This window comes from Streptomyces sp. NPDC005774 (assembly GCF_042871645.1).
In the GTDB taxonomy this organism is placed as follows: Bacteria; Actinomycetota; Actinomycetes; order Streptomycetales; family Streptomycetaceae; genus Streptomyces; species Streptomyces pratens.
Window position 1 is genome coordinate 1 of sequence record NZ_JBIAIV010000058.1, and the last position, 20,030, is coordinate 20,030.

The 20,030-nt window shown below is 71.2% G+C and carries 20 protein-coding genes and 1 pseudogene; 9 read left to right on the top strand and 12 right to left on the bottom strand.

Translation table 11 applies throughout. The features are described 5' to 3' along the window. Positions 1-196: 196 nt before the first annotated feature. A complete protein-coding gene (locus tag ACFYQA_RS33625; protein WP_388926198.1) occupies positions 197-2,149 on the bottom strand; it encodes a hypothetical protein in 1,953 nt (650 codons plus the stop codon). Positions 2,150-2,277: 128 nt separating this feature from the next. Here ACFYQA_RS33625 and ACFYQA_RS33630 point away from each other — a divergent pair, with 128 nt between their 5' ends. Next, positions 2,278-2,751, top strand: a complete 474-nt coding sequence (locus ACFYQA_RS33630) for a DNA-binding protein (protein WP_388926107.1) — start codon at positions 2,278-2,280, stop codon at positions 2,749-2,751. Positions 2,752-2,837: 86 nt separating this feature from the next. On the opposite strand, the gene ACFYQA_RS33635 is transcribed toward ACFYQA_RS33630, so the two are convergent. Then, a complete protein-coding gene (locus ACFYQA_RS33635; RefSeq protein WP_360031579.1) occupies positions 2,838-3,260 on the bottom strand; it encodes a hypothetical protein in 423 nt (140 codons plus the stop codon). Positions 3,261-3,410: 150 nt separating this feature from the next. After that, positions 3,411-4,163 (bottom strand): SCO4225 family membrane protein, encoded by a 753-nt coding sequence (locus tag ACFYQA_RS33640; RefSeq protein ID WP_360031578.1) that lies wholly within the window; start codon positions 4,161-4,163, stop codon positions 3,411-3,413. A 164-nt stretch (positions 4,164-4,327) separates the two neighbouring features. On the opposite strand from ACFYQA_RS33640, the gene ACFYQA_RS33645 reads away from it, so the two are divergent. After that, positions 4,328-4,972, top strand: coding sequence for a PhzF family phenazine biosynthesis protein (locus tag ACFYQA_RS33645; protein ID WP_388926111.1), 645 nt, complete (start codon positions 4,328-4,330; stop codon positions 4,970-4,972). Between the two features lie 2 nt (positions 4,973-4,974). Here the strand turns inward: ACFYQA_RS33645 and ACFYQA_RS33650 are convergent, their stop codons facing one another. Then, entirely contained in the window at positions 4,975-5,169 is a 195-nt protein-coding gene (locus ACFYQA_RS33650) for a DUF397 domain-containing protein (RefSeq protein WP_388926114.1), read from the bottom strand. Next, positions 5,166-6,038 carry a helix-turn-helix domain-containing protein gene (locus ACFYQA_RS33655; RefSeq protein ID WP_388216084.1) on the bottom strand — a complete coding sequence of 291 codons (873 nt, stop codon included), beginning with the start codon at positions 6,036-6,038 and terminating at the stop codon, positions 5,166-5,168. The genes ACFYQA_RS33650 and ACFYQA_RS33655 overlap by 4 nt, the downstream gene beginning before the upstream one ends. A gap of 183 nt (positions 6,039-6,221) precedes the next feature. On the opposite strand from ACFYQA_RS33655, the gene ACFYQA_RS33660 reads away from it, so the two are divergent. From ACFYQA_RS33660 to ACFYQA_RS33670, 3 genes are read left to right on the top strand one after another with little or no spacing between them, the layout of a single operon-like run. Then, complete coding sequence (locus ACFYQA_RS33660; RefSeq protein ID WP_388926116.1) at positions 6,222-6,854, top strand: ATP-binding protein; 633 nt, start codon at positions 6,222-6,224, stop codon at positions 6,852-6,854. Positions 6,855-6,898: 44 nt separating this feature from the next. Next, on the top strand, positions 6,899-8,083 hold the full coding sequence (locus tag ACFYQA_RS33665; protein WP_388926119.1) for an AAA family ATPase: 1,185 nt from the start codon (positions 6,899-6,901) through the stop codon (positions 8,081-8,083). Then, the gene (locus ACFYQA_RS33670; protein ID WP_388926122.1) at positions 8,073-8,660 is read left to right on the top strand and encodes a hypothetical protein; all 588 of its coding nucleotides are present in this window, start codon (positions 8,073-8,075) and stop codon (positions 8,658-8,660) included. The genes ACFYQA_RS33665 and ACFYQA_RS33670 overlap by 11 nt, the downstream gene beginning before the upstream one ends. Before the next feature lie 117 nt (positions 8,661-8,777). On the opposite strand, the gene ACFYQA_RS33675 is transcribed toward ACFYQA_RS33670, so the two are convergent. Together ACFYQA_RS33675 and ACFYQA_RS33680 are read right to left on the bottom strand one after the other, a co-directional pair. Further along, a complete protein-coding gene (locus tag ACFYQA_RS33675) occupies positions 8,778-10,202 on the bottom strand; it encodes a sugar porter family MFS transporter (protein WP_388926125.1) in 1,425 nt (474 codons plus the stop codon). A gap of 559 nt (positions 10,203-10,761) precedes the next feature. Next, entirely contained in the window at positions 10,762-12,072 is a 1,311-nt protein-coding gene (locus ACFYQA_RS33680) for a DUF1479 domain-containing protein (protein ID WP_388926128.1), read from the bottom strand. A gap of 92 nt (positions 12,073-12,164) precedes the next feature. On the opposite strand from ACFYQA_RS33680, the pseudogene ACFYQA_RS33685 reads away from it, so the two are divergent. Then, a pseudogene (locus tag ACFYQA_RS33685) lies at positions 12,165-13,510 on the top strand (ROK family protein). A gap of 65 nt (positions 13,511-13,575) precedes the next feature. Here the strand turns inward: ACFYQA_RS33685 and ACFYQA_RS33690 are convergent. The 3 genes from ACFYQA_RS33690 to map all read right to left on the bottom strand — a co-directional run bounded on the left by ACFYQA_RS33690 (position 13,576) and on the right by map (position 17,021). Beyond that, entirely contained in the window at positions 13,576-14,742 is a 1,167-nt protein-coding gene (locus ACFYQA_RS33690; RefSeq protein ID WP_388926131.1) for a PP2C family protein-serine/threonine phosphatase, read from the bottom strand. Between the two features lie 614 nt (positions 14,743-15,356). Further along, positions 15,357-16,004, bottom strand: coding sequence for a heme oxygenase (biliverdin-producing) (locus tag ACFYQA_RS33695; RefSeq protein WP_388926134.1), 648 nt, complete (start codon positions 16,002-16,004; stop codon positions 15,357-15,359). Between the two features lie 159 nt (positions 16,005-16,163). Next, positions 16,164-17,021 (bottom strand): type I methionyl aminopeptidase, encoded by an 858-nt coding sequence (map, locus tag ACFYQA_RS33700; protein ID WP_388926137.1) that lies wholly within the window; start codon positions 17,019-17,021, stop codon positions 16,164-16,166. Positions 17,022-17,081: 60 nt separating this feature from the next. On the opposite strand from map, the gene ACFYQA_RS33705 reads away from it, so the two are divergent. Then, complete coding sequence (locus ACFYQA_RS33705; RefSeq protein WP_388926140.1) at positions 17,082-17,327, top strand: hypothetical protein; 246 nt, start codon at positions 17,082-17,084, stop codon at positions 17,325-17,327. A gap of 28 nt (positions 17,328-17,355) precedes the next feature. Here ACFYQA_RS33705 and ACFYQA_RS33710 read toward each other — a convergent pair whose 3' ends face one another. Next, entirely contained in the window at positions 17,356-17,958 is a 603-nt protein-coding gene (locus ACFYQA_RS33710; RefSeq protein WP_388926143.1) for a hypothetical protein, read from the bottom strand. A gap of 149 nt (positions 17,959-18,107) precedes the next feature. On the opposite strand from ACFYQA_RS33710, the gene npdG reads away from it, so the two are divergent. Together npdG and ACFYQA_RS33720 are read left to right on the top strand one after the other, a co-directional pair. Further along, entirely contained in the window at positions 18,108-18,863 is a 756-nt protein-coding gene (gene npdG / locus ACFYQA_RS33715; protein WP_388926146.1) for an NADPH-dependent F420 reductase, read from the top strand. 4 nt (positions 18,864-18,867) lie between these two features. Then, complete coding sequence (locus tag ACFYQA_RS33720) at positions 18,868-19,146, top strand: hypothetical protein (RefSeq protein ID WP_388926149.1); 279 nt, start codon at positions 18,868-18,870, stop codon at positions 19,144-19,146. 52 nt (positions 19,147-19,198) lie between these two features. On the opposite strand, the gene ACFYQA_RS33725 is transcribed toward ACFYQA_RS33720, so the two are convergent. After that, positions 19,199-19,999 carry a site-2 protease family protein gene (locus ACFYQA_RS33725; RefSeq protein ID WP_388926152.1) on the bottom strand — a complete coding sequence of 267 codons (801 nt, stop codon included), beginning with the start codon at positions 19,997-19,999 and terminating at the stop codon, positions 19,199-19,201. Positions 20,000-20,030 lie beyond the last annotated feature (31 nt).

Consider the following 20,030-nt stretch of genomic DNA (forward strand, 5'->3'; position numbering starts at 1 on the left):
GGCGAGCGTGCTGTGGGCCCTGCTGCGTGACGGACGGGTCTTCACCTCCGCCCCACCGGTCACCCAGACGGCTTGACTTCGTCATTGAGACTCCTAGGGTGGGGAACCGCTCTCCCCCCCTCGGGGACGCGGCCCGCCCGCCGCAGGTCACGGACTTGAGCGGGACCCGCGGCCCGGTCACCGACCTGCGGTCCGGTCAAAGCAGAAGCAGTACCGCCACACCCCACAGCACCGACAGGGCCACCAGCGGCGGCCCGACCGGCACGCCCTGCCGCCCCGTCGGCGCCTCCTCCAGCGGCCGCAGCTCCGGGCGGAGCAGCAGCGCCTGCAACTCCTCGACGGCGCGCCCCACATGCGGCTCGCGGCCCAGGCGGCGCTCCAGCCACGCCCAGCCGGTGGGGGAGAGCTCGACGGGGGAGTCCTTGGCCCGGCCGACGCGGATGCCGTCATCGGAGTGCCGCACGGACGTGATCACGTTCCACGGGACCCGCCGCACGCGCCACGCCCCGGTCACCCACAGCCCGTCACGGTCGGCGGTGATCCGCCAGGTGAGCGCCGTTGCCACGGCCGTCACCAGCCACGGCAGACCCACGGCCAGCCACAGCCAGGTCCATGACGGCCCCTCGTCGAGCATGACCCAGATGCCGCCGCCCTGCATCAGCAGCAGGCTGAGGCCCACCGCACGCGACAAGCCGTGCGCCGTCCACACTCGCGGGCCCGCCGTGGGCGTCATGCCGGCGGCGATCTCGTCGACGGACCGCCGCGGGTTCATCCGCTGACGGCGCCGCGTCCCGCGCTCCACCAACCGCGGGACGGCCGGCTTCACCGCGGTGACGCTGCACTCCACCGCCACCTCGGGGTCGTCCGCGTCGTCGCGCGCGACGAAGGCGACTTCGGCGCCGAGGTAGGGGACGCCGTACAGGACGGCCTCCCGCAGCGGCGGGGGAGGGTCCTCGCCCCGAAGAACCTCCGTGACCTTGCCGAGTTCGACGACGGCTGCGGGGCCGTCGTCCGCGTCAAGGCTGTCCTCGTCCCCGTCCCCGTCCTCGTCCTCGTCCTCGAAGGCGTACAGCGAGTGGAAGTGCAGGATCGGCCGGAGGCCCTCCGGGTCGTCGGCCGCGAACACCCAGGTGCGGACGTCGTCGTCGTGACCCTCGCGCACCAGCACGTGCAGCACCGGCAGCGGCCCGCGCCGCAGCCGCTGCGAACGGGTCCGCCCGTCCACGCCGTTCGCGAGGAACGCCAGCCCCGCGACGGAGCCGACCAGCACCAGCAGCTCCCAGCCGAAGGCGTCGTACGGCTCCGCGACCAGCGCCGCCCAGTCGCCGTCCACGACGATGTCGACCCGGCTGTCCACGGGGAAGTCCTCGGGGAAGGCCGTCTCGAAGCGGTAGGTACGCCCGTCGGCCTCCACCTTGAGGATGCCGATGCCGTCGTCGTCCTCTTTCAGGGCCGTGACCCGTCCGGACAGCTCTGTGGCGCCCGCGGCCCGCTCCTCGTACGCGTCGACGACCTGCTGGACCTGCCAGTAGCCGAACCCGGCGACGGCCAGCAGCAGCGCGGCCAGGCCGAAGGAGAGCCGGCCCCGGCGGAACGTCCGCGCGGCGGCGGGCAGCGGCTGTGCGACCGGCCCGGCCGCCTCCAGGGCCAGCGCCCGCTGCCGCACGGCGACGGCCAGCCGGTGGACGAGCCCGGCGGCGGTGAACCCGGCGGCCACGAGGAACGCGAGCGCGGACGGTTCGCTGAACGCCGCCGTGAAGCCGCCGTCCACGGCGAACCCCGCCAGCACGGCCCCGAGCCCCGCGAGCGCGAGCCGCGGCTGCCGCCACACCCAGTACAGGGTCAGCACCAGCACGACGGCCATCCCGAGGCCCAGCCAGTCGGTGCCGCACGGGTCGGCGGACGTACAGGGGACGACGGGAGCCGCCACCATGTCCCAGATCAGCGAGGCGACCAACGCCAGCAGCGCCCACAGAGGGTGTGCCCACCGGGCGGGCACGGCGGCGAGCCAGCGCCGGGCGTCGGGAGTCCGCCAGTCGGCGGTGCCGGGCGGTATGTGTTCGGCGGGCAACGGCACGGGAAGTCTGGTCACTTGCGCATTATGACTACGCGCGATGTCCGGACGATCAGGGCCTGTCCGGCGGCTCATGCGACCGTCTCGGGTTTGCGTCGTCGCCATGCGCATGGGGCGGGGAGATCTTGGTTGCACAGCCGAATTAAACGAGTTGTTCAAAATAATTGGTTGACATGCAACTGTTGGCGCCGCAGCTTTGTCCCATGCCGCCGACTCCCGAACAGCATCCCGCCCCCGACTCCAACTCCGCCCCCGACCCCTTCACGCCTCCGCGTCCGGAGCAGGCGCGGGCGCGGCGTGTCCACGCCTCCCTGTTCCGTATCGCCGAGCGGCACGCGGCCACCGACGAGCAGCGCCGCCGGCAGGTCCACCCCGCGGTCCTCGGCCCGCACGAGGCCGTCCGGCTGGTGGCGTTCCTGCTCAGCGGGGCCGCGCAGCGCGAGGGCGGCGAACCGGAGGTGGACCGGGACGACATCACCGCCGCGTTGAGTCTCGTCCCGCTGGTGCGCGGAGAGATGGACGAACTGGAGACCGGGCTCCTCCGGATGGCCCGCGGCCGCGGCATGACCTGGCAGGACATCGCCTTCGGCCTCGGCCTCGGCACCCCGCAGGCCGCCAGACAACGCTACGAACGCCTGTCCGACCGCACGGCGACCGTCGAGGAGGGCCCGGAGTAGGAGGGTCCGCCGTTCACCCCGGGGAGCCGGTCTCCCGGGTCCGCGGCCCGCACTTCGAGGAGTTCGATCGGGCGGTCGTCGTGGACTCAGCACCACTCCGATTCCGCGTGATCCCCGATGATCCCCACGTCGAGAACGCCCTTCTCCGGGCCCTCCACCGTGAGGTACGCGGTCGTCCCGTCCACCGCCTTGGTGAAACAGCCGGGCACGGGCTCACCGTCGGCCGTGGTGCGAGGTCGCCAACTGTCGGCCTGAGCGGCCTCCCGGTAGTGCCGCAAGGCCGTCTTCGGCGAACCGGCGTACTGGTGCTGCGTCCCCACGGTCACGAAGCGATCGTCGTCGTCGCACTCCTGGTAGCGGCTCGCCCGGTCGGCCCCTTCCGGCGCTGTACCCAGGACCGGCTCGCCGGCCATCGCTGCGGCGAGCCGGTCCTCTTCCTCACCACACCCGTAGGCGGTCAGGAAGTACACCGCAGGCAGCCCCACCAGCAGCAGTCCTGCAACGGCCACGACGGCAGTTGCAAGGGTTCCCGCCCCAATTCTCTTCATGACGACGGACGTTAGCGCATCCACCGCGAAGGCCTACCGCGCCATTCCCCCTGCCGTCGGGGGCTCCAGGCCGACCTGCCCGGAGCCCTCGACGGCAGTACGCGAAGGCCTTCAGGCGGCCGGGCGTGCTTCCCGCGGCCGCAGCGTGCGGGCTAGCCGGCCGAGCAGTACGGCGTTGAACAGTCCGGACAGGGCCGCACCGGCGGAGAAGAGCAACGGGCTCAGCCAGACGAGGGAGGAGGCCCACTCGGCGGGGGACGCCACCATGAGGGCGACGATGCTGAGCGGCGCCGTGGTCATGAGCGGCCAGATCCCGGCGAACCCCGGGTCCGGCAGCAGGTACGCGGCGACAAGGAAGAACCCCAGCGACGCCGCGACCACGGCGAGATACCCACGCGCGAGCCAGTTGTCCACCGCGGGCGCCAGCAGGGCCCGAGTCCTGTGTGAACGAGGGCTCGCGGGACGTGCCGTGTCCGTCGCTCCTCGTTCCGAGGAGCCCGGAACACGGGGGAGAGGCGCACGGGAGCCGGGCGAGACGGCATTCACGGATCTCGTGAGGAGGGCGCCGAGTACGGCGGCGTTCACGAAGGCGCACAGAAGGAGCCATGCGATCCAGAAACCGATGGCCGACACCTCGACCACCCCGCCACCGCCGGTGCCCGGACCGAAGGGCAGGACCATCGTCAGGAAGGAGAGAGGAGCCGTGAGCAGCAGAGGGCCCGGGGCGACGCCGCTCTCCGGGAAGAGGAACATGGCCACGACGGAGAGGGCGAAGACGGCCAGATAGCCCCTGGCGAGCCAGTTGCCCGTGGCGAGTGCGAGGAGCCGGTGCGGGAAGCTGCGCGGGCGGGAGTCGTTCGGCATCGCGGGTTCCTTGAGGTCGGTCCAAGAGTGTCGTTCTCAACGGTGGACCGGGAAGCCCGTGCGGGGATGAGTACACGTACTCATCCCCGCTGGGGAGTATCGGCGCCCCCTGACAGAGCGGCCTCTTCGTCCCGAAGTGACGTGTGGGCTGCTTGAATGCCCCCGTGACTGACTACGACGTGGTGCGCGTCTTCTGTGGCCCCCGGGGCGGGTACGGCAACGAACTCGGCGTCGTCCGTGAGGGTTCCTTCATGCCCGAGCGGAGCGAGCGGCAGCTGTTCGCGGAGAAGCTCGGCTTCAGCGAGACCGTGTTCGTCGACGACCCCGAGCGCGGGGTGATCGACATCTACACCCCCACCCTGCGCCTGCCCTTCGCCGGACACCCCTGCGTCGGCGCGGCCTGGCTGCTCGACGTCCCCGAGCTGGTCACGCCCGCCGGGACGGTGGGCGCCCGGCAGGACGGGGAGTTCTGCTGGATCGAGGCGCGCGCGGAGTGGGTGCCGCCGCGCACCCTGCGCCAGTACGCCACCGCCGCCGAGGTCGACGCCCTGGCCGTGCCGCCGAAGGGGGAGTGGGTCTACGCCTGGGCCTGGGAGGACGAGCCCGCCGGCCGGATCCGCGCCCGCGCCTTCCCCGGCCGCGACGACAACATCGACGAGGACGAGGCGACCGGCGCCGCCGCCCTGCTGCTCACCGACCAGTTGGGCCGCGCCCTCAATATCACCCAGGGCGCCGGCTCCCAGATCCTCACGGCTCCACAGCCGTACGGCTGGACCGAGATCGGCGGACGGGTGGTCCTGGAACGCTGACGTCAGCCCAGGTGCGTGAGGAAGGCACGCCAGGCGGCACGCCCGAACCCGATCACCGGCCCGGCCGGGTCCTTGCTGTCGCGGACAGGGGCGAGGGCGGGGACACCGTGGGCGAGTTCGAGGCAGTCACCCTGCCCACCGCTGTGGCTGCTCCTGCGCCATATCGCTGCGTCGGTGGCGAGCGTCGCGTGGTTCATGGCTTGTACTCCTTGGCGATGCGCTGGATCAGGGTGAGTGATTCCGACGGTGGCAATGCTGCCATTCTGGCGTCGTCGAACATCACTCGGTAACTGGCCACGGTCGCCTCCTGCTCCATCCAGATGTTGCCCGCCGGTGTCTCGGTGAGGACCAGATCGAGCGCGGCCATCTGAGGAAAGCTCAGCAGCACATAGGGGCCGAACATGCCTGCATGAGCACCACGCGAGTACGGGAGCACCTGGATGGTGATGTTGGGCTGCTGCGCCGTGGTCACCAAGTGTTCCAACTGCGTCCGCATCACGTCGGGGCCGCCGACCTCTTGGCGTAGAACGCCTTCTGCCAGCACTGCCCAGAAGTCGAAGCGGTTCTCGCCGCTGAGCCGTGCCTGCCGAGCGAGGCGTACCCGCACGAACTGATCGATGTCCTCAGGCGTCTGCCAGGCACGCGAAGCGACGGTCACCGCCCGCCCGTATGCCTCTGTCTGCAGTAGTCCGGGGATCAGTTGCGCTTGGTATGTACGAACACTTTCGCAGATGGCCTCCATCTCGATCTGATCGATGTAGGTGTCGCGTAGCACAGATGTGTACGGGTGCCACCAGCCTTCCCGGCGCCGCCGATTGGCCCTGCGAGCGAGGGCCGAGAGACGTTCCCGCGACTCGGGTTCGTCCACGCGGTACGCCTGCATGAGAGCGGTCAGGTCAGGCGCGCGAACGGGGACGTGACCGTTCTCGATGCGGCTGATCTTTCCCTTGGTGCAGTCGAGGGCTTCCGCCGCCTGCGCCATGGTGACGCCTGCGGCCTCGCGGAACTTCTTCAGCTCGTCACCGAGTTGGCGCCCCAACACAGTGGACGGTTTGACAGTAGGCATGGGCAACTCCCTATCAGAGGCTCACTCGGGAGGAGGGAAGCACAACTCGAAGGAGTGAAGCAGTCGACTTTGCGTCGTGCAATATTGCGCCAGTTCATATGCTGCGATTCGCTGCACGTCGAAACATCCCACGGTGGTTCTGGCGTGTCTCTGATCTCCTGCAACCGACCCCATGGGGGCGCCATGGCACACCGCTTCGGTACAGACGACATCACCTTCCGCCTCTCCCGCAGTCGCAGCAGCGTGCCCCGGGCGCGGGCGCTGCTGCATGCGGTGCTCGGGGGGTGGGGTGTCTCCCAAGAGGTGTTGGAAGACGCCGAGTTGGTGCTTTCCGAGCTGGTGACCAACGCGCTGCGCGTGCCGGTGCCGAGTGATCGGCAGATCGGGGTGCGGATCGCGCGCTCCGCTGCCGAGGGGTTACTGCGGCTGGAGGTGAGCGACGCCGGGGGCGGCCGGCCCGAGGTTCGGGAGCCCGGCGAGGACGAGACCGGCGGGCGGGGTCTGCTGCTCGTGGCGGCCCTCGCGCATCGCTGGGGTTGTGAGGAGCGCGCCGCCGGCATCGGGAAGACGGTGTTCGCGGAGCTGAAGGCCCCGGACATCGTGGCCGAGCCCCCGATGCGCGAGGTGGCGGCGGTGATGATCCGGACCGGGCAGACGGTGCGGGTGCGGGGCGAGTGGCGGACCGTGCTCGCCGTGCGGAGCGACCAGTACGCGGCCGGCGGTCCCGCCGTGGTGCTGGAACTGGACGACGGCCCGTCACTGCGGGTGCACGCGGCCGAACCGTTGACCCTACGGACGGGCGAGGGCTCCGGATAATGCGGCGCCATGCGCATGTGGCCGTGCGGAGAGGAGGTGGCAGGGTGATCACACGGATCGAGATCGACGGGTACAAGTCGTTCGACGACTTCGCCCTCGACCTGCCGCCGTTCACCGTCCTGGTGGGAGCCAACGCCTCGGGCAAGTCCAATCTGCTGGAGGCCGTGGACCTGCTGGGCCAGTTGATCCGGGAACCGACGAGTCAGACGATCGTCGACCACGCCCGCCGGGGAGGACCGAAAGAACTGTTCCGGCGTGGTCCGGACGGTGTCCCGGCCGGAGCCATGCGGATCGCGGCCCATGTGCTCGTGCACGGCTACGCCGGGTACTGCCACCTCAGGGTGGAAGCGCGGGTGACGTACGCGGACCCGCCGGATCCCCTGCGTGTCGACACCGAAGTCCTGAACGTCCACGATCACTACGCGGGTGACGCGGACTGGATCCCGCCCTCACCGAACCTGAGCCCTGGCGGAACCGGTCAGTTGCACTGCACGGAGGTTCCCGTGCAGGACGCCGCAGACCGCACAGAGCTGGCCGAGACCTCCGGGAACTGGCGGATCCTCGAACCCTCACCCAAGGCGATGCGCATCGTCTCCTCCACCTACGACACCGCGCCTCTCGCGGAGGACGGAAAGAATCTCGGTGCCGTTCTAGGGCGGATCGCCCGGGACCCCGAAGCCTGGTACGGCTTCCGTGCCGACGCCGTGGCGCTGCTCCCCGACCTCGTGGACATCACGGTGGCGGCCAACGCCGAGTGGGGCCAGTGGGACGTCTGGCTTCAGCACCGGCACGAGCACCGAGTGCCTCCTGGCGCGGCTTCGGCGGGCACCCTGCGCATTCTGGCTCTGCTCGCCGCCGCTCACGACCCCGCGTACGAAGGGCTCCTTCTGATCGAGGAACCCGAGAACGGTCTCCATCCCACCCGGGTTCCGCAACTGCTGTCCCGGCTGAAGGCCAGGACCAGCGATCCCTCGACGCTCACCTCCGGTGACGGAAGGCAGATCGTGATCACCACGTACTCACCGGTCGCGCTCGCCGCCGCTCTGGAGGACGCCCCGGACTCGGTGGTGTTCCTGGACACGGTCACCCGGTTCGGTGACGGACTCCCGCCGCGCCGGCTGACCAGGGCGCGGAAGGTGGCCGACAGCGGCGAGCGCGGGACGTTCGTCACTCCTCTCGAGGTACGGAAGTACCTCGACCCCACAGGGCGGTACGCGCGTGGGGCGTAGGTATCTCAGCCTTGCTCTCCTGACCGAGGGAGCGAGTGACCAGTGGTTCCTTGTTCCGCTCATCGACCGGCAGATCACCGAATTCGCCCTTGAAGCGCCCGTCGGCTTCGATTACTCGGGAGTGGACGTCGGAGAGTGTTTCACCGTGGCGCACCGAGACTTTGTGGTGCGTCAAGTGACCGACCTGCTCTGCTACTACGACATCGTGATGATTCACCACGACCACAATGAGCGGAGCAAGGTGGATGCCCTCCGTGACCGCTTCCCCGACGACGCGCACCGGATCGTGGCCCTGGTGCCCGTACGGGAGACCGAGGCGTGGATGCCGGCGGACCCCGCAGCGCTGAAAGAAGCGGCACCCATGCGTGACGCCGCGTGGGAGGTGTCGCCCGACGTGGAGAAGGCCGCCGACCCGAAGGCCGTGCTGAAGGTGGCTCTCGGCGGCCGACGCGACGCGGAGCGGGACTTCGGGCGGCTGGGGCAGACGGTCGCGCTCGATACCCTGTGCAAAGTTCCCGCGTACCGGACCTGGACCGCTGAGCTGCGCAGGGCCATGGAGCGATTGCGCTTCCTGTAACTCCAGCAGGGGTCATGCCGAAGGCGAAGGGAAGCGCGCCTGATGACCGGCCGCGCCGCCATATACAGGCGGCGCGGCCATCTCCGGTGGAGCAGTCGAGGCGCACGAGACATGCGCTCAGCCCATCTCCTCCAGGGTCCTGCCCTTGGTCTCCGGCACCCACTTGATGATGAACGGGACCGCCAGGGTGGCGAAGATCGCGTAGATCACGTATGCCCCGGACAGGTTCCACTCCGCCATGGTCGGGAACGTCGCGGTGACCAGCCAGTTGGCGATCCACTGCGCGCAGGCGGCGACGCCGAGCGCGGCCGCGCGGATACGGCTGGGGAACATCTCGCCGAGCAGCACCCAGACCGCCACGCCCAGCGACATGGCGAAGAAGAGGACGAAGGTGTGGGCGGCGATCAGCGCGACGGCGGCCTGGGTGTCGGGCAGCGAGATGTCGGCGCCCGTTCCGGTCTTGTGGGAGAAGGCCCAGGCGACGGCTGCGAGGGAGACCGCCATGCCGGCGGAACCGGTCACGGCCAGCGGCTTGCGGCCGACCCGGTCGATGAGCACCATCGCGATCACTGTGCCGACGATGTTGATGACCGACGTGGTGAACGAGTAGAAGAACGAGCTCGACGGGTCGATGCCCACCGACTGCCACAGCGAGGAGCTGTAGTAGAAGATCACGTTGATGCCGACGAACTGCTGGAAGACCGACAGTCCGATGCCGACCCAGACGATCGGCAGCAGGCCGAAGCGGCCGCGGAGGTCCCTGAACCGCGGTGCGTCGTCGCTGCGCATGGCCAGTTCGATCTCGGCCACCCGGGCATCGAGATCGCCCTGCTCCCCTTCGAGCCGGCGCAGCACGTCCTTGGCCTCGCCGGTCCTCCCGACCGAGATCAGGTAGCGCGGCGACTCCGGGATGCGCAGCGCCAGCACGCCGTAGACCACGGCGGGAACGGCCGCGATGCCGAGCATGACCTGCCACGCCTCCAGGCCGAGCAGGCTGCCGCGCTGATCCCCGTCCGCGAGGGTGAGCACCATCCAGTTGACCAGCTGGGAGACCGCGATGCCCAGCACGACGGCGGCCTGCTGGAAGGAGACGAGCCGGCCGCGGTACTCGGTGGGCGCGACCTCGGCGATGTACGTCGGGCCGATCACGGAGGCCATGCCGATGGCCGCGCCGCCCACGATGCGCCAGAAGGACAGGTCCCACGCAGTGAACGGAAGCATCGAGCCGATACTGCTGGCCAGGAAGAGCAGGGCGGCCAGCCGCATCACCCGGAGGCGGCCGACGCGGTCGGCGAGCCGTCCCGCGAGCATGGCGCCGCCGGCCGCGCCGAGCAGGGCGATGGCGATGACGGCGCCGAGCGTGGCGGCGCCGACGTCGAACCGTCCCCTGATGCCCTCGACGGCGCCGTTGATCACGGCGCTGTCGTAGCCGAAGAGGAAGCCGCCCATGGCGGCGGACGCCGCGATGAAGACGACGTGACGCAGCCGGTCCGGCCGGGCCGAGAGGCCTCCGGCGGCAGGCTGCTGTGCTGTGCTGGTCACCTGCGAACTCCTGTGATGTGTGTCGTTGCCGTCTGCCTCGGGCAGGGAGCAAGGACAGCGGGCGCCGAGGCAGGTGTACGCACACTGCGGAGGGCGGCGCCCGGTGAGGAAGAAGAGGGGGAGGGAGAGCCTGGTGCCCGGCTTTCGGGCAGGCTCTGCGGGACGCTGCCCGAGTCGGGGCGAGCAGGGCGAGCCGGTTCGGCGGGTTCCCGTTTCGGCTCGTGGGTAAGCCGGTCGGCTGGTCGACCGCGGGTGTGTGGTCGTGCCCGTGCCGTTCGGCGGGTGTGTGGTCGTGCCCGCGCCATTCGGGGGAGCGGGGTTGTCCGGTGGCTGCGTGAAGTTCTTCCACGCTGCCGTGAACGGACCGGCGCGGAGGTGGCACGCGGGCCGCGACGGCCGCCCCGGGGAGGGCACCCGGCCCCGGAGCCGTCCGGGTAAGGACTGCGCTGCAGGGCGCCGGGTGCCCTCCCCGTCCGTGTCACGCCGGAGCACGGCGGGTCATGCCGGGGCGCGGCGGCCGAGAGGTCTCGGCGCCGCCCGGTGCACGGGGGCGGGTCCGTCAGTCGTCGAGGCCCAGGCCGCGTCGGCCCGTCTCGTTCAGCCGGTCGACGTCGAAGCGGTCGGCCCAGGTGCGCTCGTAGTGCTCCTCGGGGAAGTCACTGGGGCTGGAGCCGGCCAGGAATGCCTCGCGGACCTTCGCCGAGTACTCCTCGTTGCGGGGGCACCAGGGAGCGGCGGGGATGTACATGACGTTGCCCCAGCCCTTCTGGTCGGTGATCGGCGCGACGCTGTGGATCATGTCGCAGTGCCACCAGACGGAGTCGCCCGCCCTGACGTCGGGGATGCCGGTGAGGGCTTCCATGAGGAGCGGGTGCCACTTCTCGTCGGCGGGGAAGACCTGATTGGTGGTCACGCCGCACATGTCGTCGTCCGCGACGTCCGAGAGCAGCGGCCGCAGCATGAGGTACGCCATGGCCTCGGGGATCGGGACGGTGTGCAGGACGCCCTGGTCGTGGTTCATGTCCGACAGGGCGGTCCAGCCCTGGAAGGTGCGGAACGCCGAGCACATGGTGGAGCCGGGGTACTGGGGTCCGGCCGTGCGGTGCGCGGCGTCCCAGGGGTCGTACTCCTCGACGCTGCCGTCGAACAGGTGGCGGAACGCCTGTTGGTAGGCCTGCGTCAGCCACAGGTCGAGGGTGCCGGGGTCGAGGTGGGTGCCGAGCCCGCCCGAGTCGGCGCCCGGGGGACGGCGGCGGATGCGGTCGGGGTACAGCGCGTCGCGGTCCGGGTCGAACCACTGCACGCCCTCGGACTCGTGCTTCCACAGGGAGTTCAGGAAGGACTGGACGTCGGCCATCCGGTCGCTCTGGCGGGCCTCCATCTGGGCCTGCGACCAGTAGATGGGGTAGATCTCCGGCTTGGAGCCGACGCTGCCGAAGAAGTCGTCGCCGGGGCCCCGGTAGTTCTCGAAGAACTCGTTGCGCTCCACGTAGTCCACGATCGAGGCGTCCCAGGCGAGGGCCTGGTCGCGTTCGAAGTGGCCGCGGACGATGAGGCAGCCGCGGCGGCGGAGCTTGTCGAGCTGTTCCGGGGTGACGGTGCCGTTCGCGATGTCCGCGTAGTCGATGACCGGCCACACGCTCTCGCCGCGCTCCTTGTCCGCCTGGATCTCGGCCAGGCGGGCGCGGACGCGTTCCTCGACGACGGCGAAGACCTCCTCGACGGTGCGTCCGGAGGACTCGATACGGGCGCGCAGCGCGGGCTTGATCTCGCGGATGGCGGCGGCGAGGTCGTCGGGGACGGTCTCCCAGTGCGGCAGGGCGGGGAGAGCGGGGAGGGCGGCCTGCTGGGTACCGGTTGCGAGCGTCATTGCTCGGGCTCCTTTGGTCAGGACTCCTTACTAGATAGTCAACGTAGCCGCGCGCCCACATTTGGGCAAGAGTCCTGACTAAAATCCTCGGCATGTCACTGGCCAAGCCGTCACTCGAAATGCTGCGCACGCTGACCGACGAGAACGTGCTGCGCGCACTGATGGAGGAAGGGCGCCTGACCCGCGCGGAGATCGCCGCCCGGACCGGGATCTCCAAACCGACGGTCTCCGACAGCGTGCGGCGGCTGAGCGAGGCGGGCCTGCTCGCCGACACGGGCGAACGCACCACCGGCCGCGGCCGGGTCGGCACCTACTACTCGCTGGCCGCGGACACCGGGGCGGCGCTGGTGGCGGGCATCAGCCCCGACGGCGTCGTCGCGGAGACGGTCGACGCCTTCGGCGCCGTCACCGCCCGTGCCGAAGTCGGCCTGGGCCGCGCCCCGGGCCCGGGGGGGGCCCCCCCCGCCCCGGCCCGCCCCGGGGGGCGGCGGCCGCCCCCCCGGGGGCGGCGGCCCGGGGGGGGGCCGGGGGGGCCGGGCCCGCCCCGGGGGCGCCCCCCCCCACCCCCGCCGGCGGCGGCGCGGAGCCGGCCCCCGCCTGCGGCGCCGCCCCCGCCCCCCCCCCGGGGGGCGGGGCCCCCCCCCCGGGCCCGCCCCCCCCCCCCCGGGGGGGGCCCCCCGGGGGCCCCCGCGTCCGGCCCCGGGTGCACGGCCGACTGCGTACGGCCGTGATCAGCGCGGCCGATCCGGTCGACCGCGCCACCGGACGCCTGGTGCATCTGCCGGACGCCCCTTTCCTGGTCGGGGACCTGGACCCGGCCGCGGTGCTGGCCGGCCCGGTGGAAGGGGCGGTGCTGGTCGACAACGACATCAACTGGGCCGCCCGCGCCGAGCGCGCCACCGGATGTGCCCTCGGCGTCGACGACTTCGTCTATGTCCATCTCGGCGAGGGACTGGGATGCGCGGTGGTCACCGATACGGAAGTCCGCCGCGGACACCATGGGCTGGCCGGCGAGATCGCCCACCTCTACACCGCGGGGCCCCGGGGCAGGGCGATGCCCTTCATCGAGGTCTTCGCCGAACTCGGCCTGCGCCGGGCCGAGTCCACCGCCATCGACGTCGACGCCCTGCGCGCGGCCGCCCTCGGCGACAGCGCGACGGCGCGGCGGACCCGCGGCACGCTGGCCCGCGCGGTGGGTGGAGTGCTGGCGGCGGCGGTCGCCCTGGCGGACCCCCGACTGATCGTCCTCGGCGGCCTCTGGGGCGCCGAGCCGGGCATCGCCGAGGTCATCCGCGAGCACTTCGCGGAGCTGCCCCGCAGCGTGCCGGTCGCGGCGGCCCAGGTCACCGAACCCGAACTCGCCGGGGCCCGCGCCCGCGCCGTGGAGGAACTGCGAACCACCATCATCACCACACCACGTCCGGAATCATCCGACTGACCCGAAATATTCGGACAGGTGGCGCCCATACGCGACGCCGGTAGGGGGCAGAGTCGTGGGTTTCTTCAAACGCGCCGGCTGTCGTCTGCTTTCCTCCGGTGGACGGCCGGGGCCCTGCCGAGGCCGTCGTTCGCGTCGCGGGGCAGGCCGATGGCGAGGAGCGCGACGTCGTCGTCGAGGTGCCCTGCGGTGTACCGGTACAGGTCGGCGAGCAGGGCGTCCAGCATGTGGTCCGGGTCCGGTGGGAGGGGTCGGGACAGCTGCGGGACGGGATCGTAGAAGACCCCGCGGTGGTCGCGGGCCTCGACGACGCCATCGGTGAACAGCACCAGGACCGCCCCCTCGGGCAGGACGTACTGGTCGACATGGATGTCCGGGAGGACGTTCGGGATGCCGAGGTCGGCCAGACCCAGCGGCAGTGAAGGCATGCCCGGCTCCAGCGGGCGGGTCCGGCCGCGGTGGACCAGCAACGGCGCCGGGTGTCCCCGATTGGCCATGCGCAGGGTGGAGCCGTCGGCGGACAACTCGGCGATGACGGCGGTGGCGAACATCTCGAGTCCTGTCCCGCCCTCGGCGGCGTTGGCCTCCTGTAGCCGATCCTCCAGCCAGCAGACCACGCCGTGCAGGTCCGGAGCGCGAAGGGCGGCCTCGTGGAAGGTGCCCAGCAGCGCGTTGACGGTTTGGACCGCGCCCAGGCCTTTGCCCCGGACATCGGCGATCATCAGCCGGATGCCATGGGGAGTCGGGTGGATCGCGTACAGGTCGCCCCCGATGGCGGCTTCCCGCGCGGCGGCCTCGTACCGGACGGCCACGGCCAGCGGCCCGATCCGTCCGGGCGGGGAGGGAAGCACCGCGCGCTGGACGGCCTCGGCGACCTCGCGGGCGTTCTTCAGCTGCCGCCGCTCACGGGCCAGCAGCCGGTTGACGACCGCGGCCAGGAGGGTCAGGGTGACGAAGGTGGAGAGCGGGACGACATCGTCGACGCCGAACGGCAGCCTGCCTCTCACCAGCGGCAGGAGTAGCGCGGCAAGGAACGCCGCCCCGCCGGTGGCGATCGTCCCGGCCAGGGAGAACCAGGGCGCGACCAGCACGGGGGCGGCCGCCAGCAGGGGGAACACCCTCATACCTCGTGGGCTGAGGAGGTCGAGGACGAACACGCCGAGGATCAGCGCGGCGGGCAGCCATCGAAGCCACTGCCTTTCGCGGGGCGGTAACGCCCGGGTGGGGCCCATTCTCCTGCGCTCCGGGGGTGTTCCTGGACAGAATCCGGGTTTCAGTCTCTGCCGCATCCCCGACCACGGCGACCGGAGCACCACGTGCGATGTGTCGGTGGAGTGGTCGGCAGTCGCTGGTGGCTGCTTTCCGCCGTTTTTTCGCTGGTCCCGGTAGGCGCGAGTGACTGTCCGTTGGTGACATGAGGGGGGCATGGGCCCCGGGGCTCACTGTCACGGCGCCGTATGTCCCGAAGCGGTTCACTGACGCGAGGTCGAGACATCACGGCCGTGCCCGGCGCGCCCGGTGGTGAACGCCTCCCGGCCGGCGCGGGAGGTGGACTTCGGGCGGCGAGATCGGCGCAGGAGCACCGCGCGTCGCTCTTCGGGCATCGGACCGGGCCGACCGGCCGAGCAACCCGCCGAGCGCTCACGGGCCGGGGTGCGTAACGGCGGCGGTCACCTACCGGCCGACAGTGCGAGCCCCCGGGCCTCGCAGGCCCGGGGCCGGAGGGGCGGGGGGCCGGGAGCGGTCGGAGGTCGTCAGTCGGCATCCTCCCGCTCGGAGGGCCGCCCGGTACTGCGATCCACCGACCCCCACCACTGTGATCGCAGCACTGACCCCGGAGGGAATGTCACGCCGACAGCGGGAACTCCTCGCCCAGGGCGCGGAAGACGTCGGTGTTCAGGGCGAAGGCCCGCTTGCACTCGGTGATGACGCGCTGCTTCTCCAGGTCGTCCGCCTGGATGTCGTCGAGCAGTTCGCGGTACTCGCGCTTGAAGGCGGCCGGGTTGGATATCCCCTCGAAGACGTAGAAGCGAACGCCGTCGCCCTTCTTCGGGAAGCCCCAGGTGCGCTCCGCCTTGTCGCGGATGATCTGGCCGCCGGAGAGGTCACCGAGGTAGCGGGTGTAGTGGTGGGCGATGTAGCCCGCGGGCCATGCGCTCGCGCAGTGCGCGACCCGCTCCGCGTACGCCTGTGTGGCGGGCAGTGCCGTCAGCGTCGCGCGCCACTCGAGGCCCCGCAGATGGGCCAGGTCCTGCTCCAGGGAGGGCAGGCGCAGCAGCTCCGGGAGGATGAAGGGGCCGGCCACCGGGTCCGATGCCAGCCGCGCCGCACTGGACTCCAGCGCCTCGTACACGAACCACAGCTGCTCGGTGTAGCGCGCGTACGCGTCCATGCCCAGGTGTCCGCCGAGCAGGTCACTCATGAACGTCGAGGTCTCCGCCTCCACGTGCTGCTCGTGGGAGGCGGTGCGGATGAGGGTCGAGAAGGAGTCCATGAGTCCAGATCTTCTATGGTTAGGCTTACCTAAGTCAAGAGGTTGCCGACAGTTCGTCGGTAACTCTTTACCCCGTTGCGGGACGACGAAAGCCCGCCCTCCGAAGAGGGCGGGCTTCGAGGTCAGGAGCCTGGGCCCTGGTTCCGGTCTCGGTTCCGGTTACGGCAGGGTCAGGATGTCCGCGCCGGTGTCCGTCACCACCAGGGTGTGCTCGAACTGGGCCGTCCGCCTGCGGTCCTTCGTCACGACCGTCCAGCCGTCGTCCCACATGTCGTACTCGTGCGTGCCCAGGGTCAGCATCGGCTCGATCGTGAACGTCATGCCCGGCTGGATGACCGTCGTCGCGTGCGGGCTGTCGTAGTGCGGGACGATCAGCCCGGAGTGGAACGAGGTGTTGATGCCGTGACCGGTGAAGTCCCGGACCACGCCGTAGCCGAAGCGCTTGGCGTACGACTCGATGACCCGGCCGATGATGTTGATCTGCCGGCCCGGCTTGACGGCCTTGATCGCCCGGTTCAGCGACTCCCGGGTCCGCTCCACCAGCAGCCGGCTCTCCTCGTCCACGTCACCCACCAGGTACGTGGCGTTGTTGTCGCCGTGCACCCCGCCGATGTACGCCGTCACGTCCAGGTTGACGATGTCGCCGTCGCGCAGCACCGTCGAGTCCGGGATGCCGTGGCAGATCACCTCGTTGACCGAGGCGCACAGCGACTTGGGGAAACCGCGGTAACCGAGCGTCGACGGGTACGCGCCGTGGTCGCACATGTACGCGTGCGCCACCCGGTCCAGCTCGTCGGTGGTCACGCCGGGCGCGATGAGCTTGGCGGCCTCCGCCATCGCGCGCGCCGCGATCCGCCCTGCGGTCCGCATCGCCTCCACGGTCTCGGGGGTCTGCACCTCCGGCCCGGTGTACGGCGTGGGAGCGGGTTTCCCGACATACTCGGGGCGGCGGATGTTTCCGGGCACGGGGCGGGTGGGAGAGAGCTCCCCTGGGATGAGCAGCGACTGGCCAGACATGGCGGCGAGTCTAATTCAGAGCCCGCGGGGCACCGTCTTCCGTGGCGAAAGGAGCCGGTCATGCCCCTGTTCAAGAAGCGGACGGTCGGAAAGCCGGGCGAGTGGTACTACTGCCTGGAACACCAGAAGGTCGAGGAGGGCCCGGACTGTCCCAACAAGGACCGCTTCGGGCCCTACGCGAGCCGCATCGAGGCCGAGCACGCCATGGCGACGGCACGTGAGCGCAACCTCCAGTGGGAGAACGACCCCAAGTGGCACGACGCCCCCGACGGCGAAGGTGACAGCGGCCGGGGCGGCGAGGGCTGAGCCCAGGTGCCGGGCGGGCCCGCTCCGGCTACCAGCGGGCCGGGGGCGGGGCCGTCAGGAGGTCGGCCAGGCGGGACATGCGGTCCCGGAAACGGCGGTGGCCCCGCGGTGACGGCAGGGCGTTCTCGCCGGCCGCCGCGCCGACCAGGTGCTGCACGGTGTCCAGGTCCAGCTCGGCGCCCGCCGGGACGGCCAGCGTCTCGTGGGCCAGGGCGGGCAACTGGCCGTCGCCGGGGCCGAGGGCCAGCAGGGTCGCGCCGGCCCGGCGGGCGTCGGACACCCGCTCCAGCAGTGGGGCCGTGGGCTCCCCGGGCGCCACCACCAGCAGCGTCTCGCCCCGCCGCGCCGCCTCCAGCCGGCCCAGCCCCACCGCCAGATGCGCGGGATCCGAGGGGTGCGCGTCGTGCCGTACGAGTGTCGGAGCCAGTTCCGGCGTGCCCGACCAGGCCGCCTCGTCCACCAGATGTGCCGCCAGGTGCCACGGCTCGTACTCCCGCGTGCCCACGAGCAGCAGCCCGCCCCCGTGCGACACCACCGACCCCCGCAGGGCCCCCGCGAACCGCCGGGTGGCCCCCAGCCACTCGGTCCCGGCGAGCACGTCCCGCAGCAGCGCTACCCGTACGGCGTCCATGAGGCCGCACCCTGCCCCAACCGGGACCCGGAGGCCGGGTGTTCGCCCCTGATTCACCCGACCGGGGGACGTGGGGCGGCGCAGTGACGGCGCTCACGTGGGCCCGCGTGAACCGCAAACGGTCATCCTGCGCCCGTAGAGTCGGGCCCATGACCTCCAGTACCCCCAGCGACAGCGCACAGCAGCCCGAGAAAACCTCCGCGCAGGCCGCCGAGGCCCCCGCCAAGGCGCCCGCCAAGGGCCCCTGGGACCTGCCCGACGTCTCCGGGCTCGTCGTCGGCGTGCTCGGCGGAACCGGGCCGCAGGGCAAGGGCCTCGCCTTCCGGCTCGCCAAGGCCGGCCAGAAGGTGATCATCGGTTCACGCGCCGCCGAACGCGCGCAGGCCGCCGCCGAGGAACTCGGCCACGGCGTCGAGGGCGCCGACAACGCCGAGACCGCCCGCCGCAGCGACATCGTGATCGTCGCCGTGCCCTGGGACGGCCACGGCAAGACGCTCGAGAGCCTGCGCGAGGAACTGGCCGGCAAGCTCGTCGTCGACTGCGTCAACCCGCTCGGCTTCGACAAGCAGGGCGCCTACGCGCTCAAGCCCGAGGAGGGCAGCGCCGCCCAGCAGGCCGCCGCCCTCCTCCCGGACTCCCGGGTCACCGCCGCCTTCCACCACCTGTCCGCGGTCCTGCTCCAGGACCCGGAGATCGACGAGATCGACACCGACGTGATGGTGCTCGGCGAGGTCCGCGCCGACGTGGAGATCGTGCAGGCCCTCGCCGGACGCATCCCCGGCATGCGCGGCATCTTCGCCGGGCGGCTGCGCAACGCCCACCAGGTGGAGTCCCTGGTCGCCAACCTGATCTCCGTCAACCGCCGCTACAAGGCACACGCCGGGCTCCGTGTGACGGACGTATGACCTCATGGGGGACACTGGTCGGCGAAGCAGTGTCCCCCGACAGGAGCCCAGCGCCATGCCCCGACTCGCTCTCTACGCCATCACCGTCTGCCTCCTCGCCCTCGCCGCGGCCGTCGTGTCCTTCGTCCAGGGCAGCTGGCTGGGCGTCGTCTGGATCCTGCTCGCGGGGCTGTCGTCCAACATGACCTGGTACTACGTGCGGCGGGGGAAGCTGGAGCGGGAGGCCGCCGAGGCGGCGCAGGGCACGGAGGCGGCGCAGGGCGACCGGTCCGTCACGGGCTGACCGGTCACGGGCCGACCGGTCACGCGCCGCGGCCGCTCGCCGGCCGGCTCCCTCACGCGGCGACCGAGCAGAACTCGCTCTCCCCCTGCCAGAAGCGGAACAGATCCAGGCCGCAGTACGTCTCCATCTCGTGGATGCCCAGGGCCGACAGGATCGAGTCGATCACTTCGAAGAACACGCCGTTCACCGCCGGCACCCACAGCAGCGCGAACACGAACAGCAGGCCGAACGGTGCGAACGGTTCCACCTGGCGCCGCAGGCTCCGCGACAGCCAGGGCTCGAGCACGCCGTAGCCGTCCAGGCCCGGCACCGGCAGGGAGTTCAGGATCGCGGCCGTCACCTGGAGCAGCGCCAGGAACGCCAGCGCGAACCGGAAGTCGGCCGGTACGCCGTCCAGCGCTCCCAGCCAGAACGGCGCCGTGCACACGAGCGCGAACAGGACGTTCGTCAGCGGGCCCGCCGCCGAGATCAGGCTGTGCCGCCAGCGCCCCCGGATCCGGTGCCGCTCGATGAACACCGCCCCGCCCGGCAGACCGATCCCACCCATGATCACGAACAGCACGGGGAGCACGATGCTGAGCAGGGCGTGGGTGTACTTCGCGGGATTCAGCGTGAGGTAGCCCTTCGCGCCGATCGAGATGTCGCCGCTGTGCAACGCGGTGCGGGCGTGCGCGTACTCGTGCAGGCACAGCGAGACGATCCAGGCGGCCGTCACGAACAGGAACACGGCGACGCCCGGTTGGTTCGCGAACCCGGTCCAGGTGGCCCATCCCGTGACCGCCGTGACGGCCAGGATGCCCAGGAACACCGGGCTGATCCTCCGGTCGCTGTGGCGGGTGGTGGCGGTGGTCATGAGGCTCCCTGGGCTGACTGTCGGACCACGG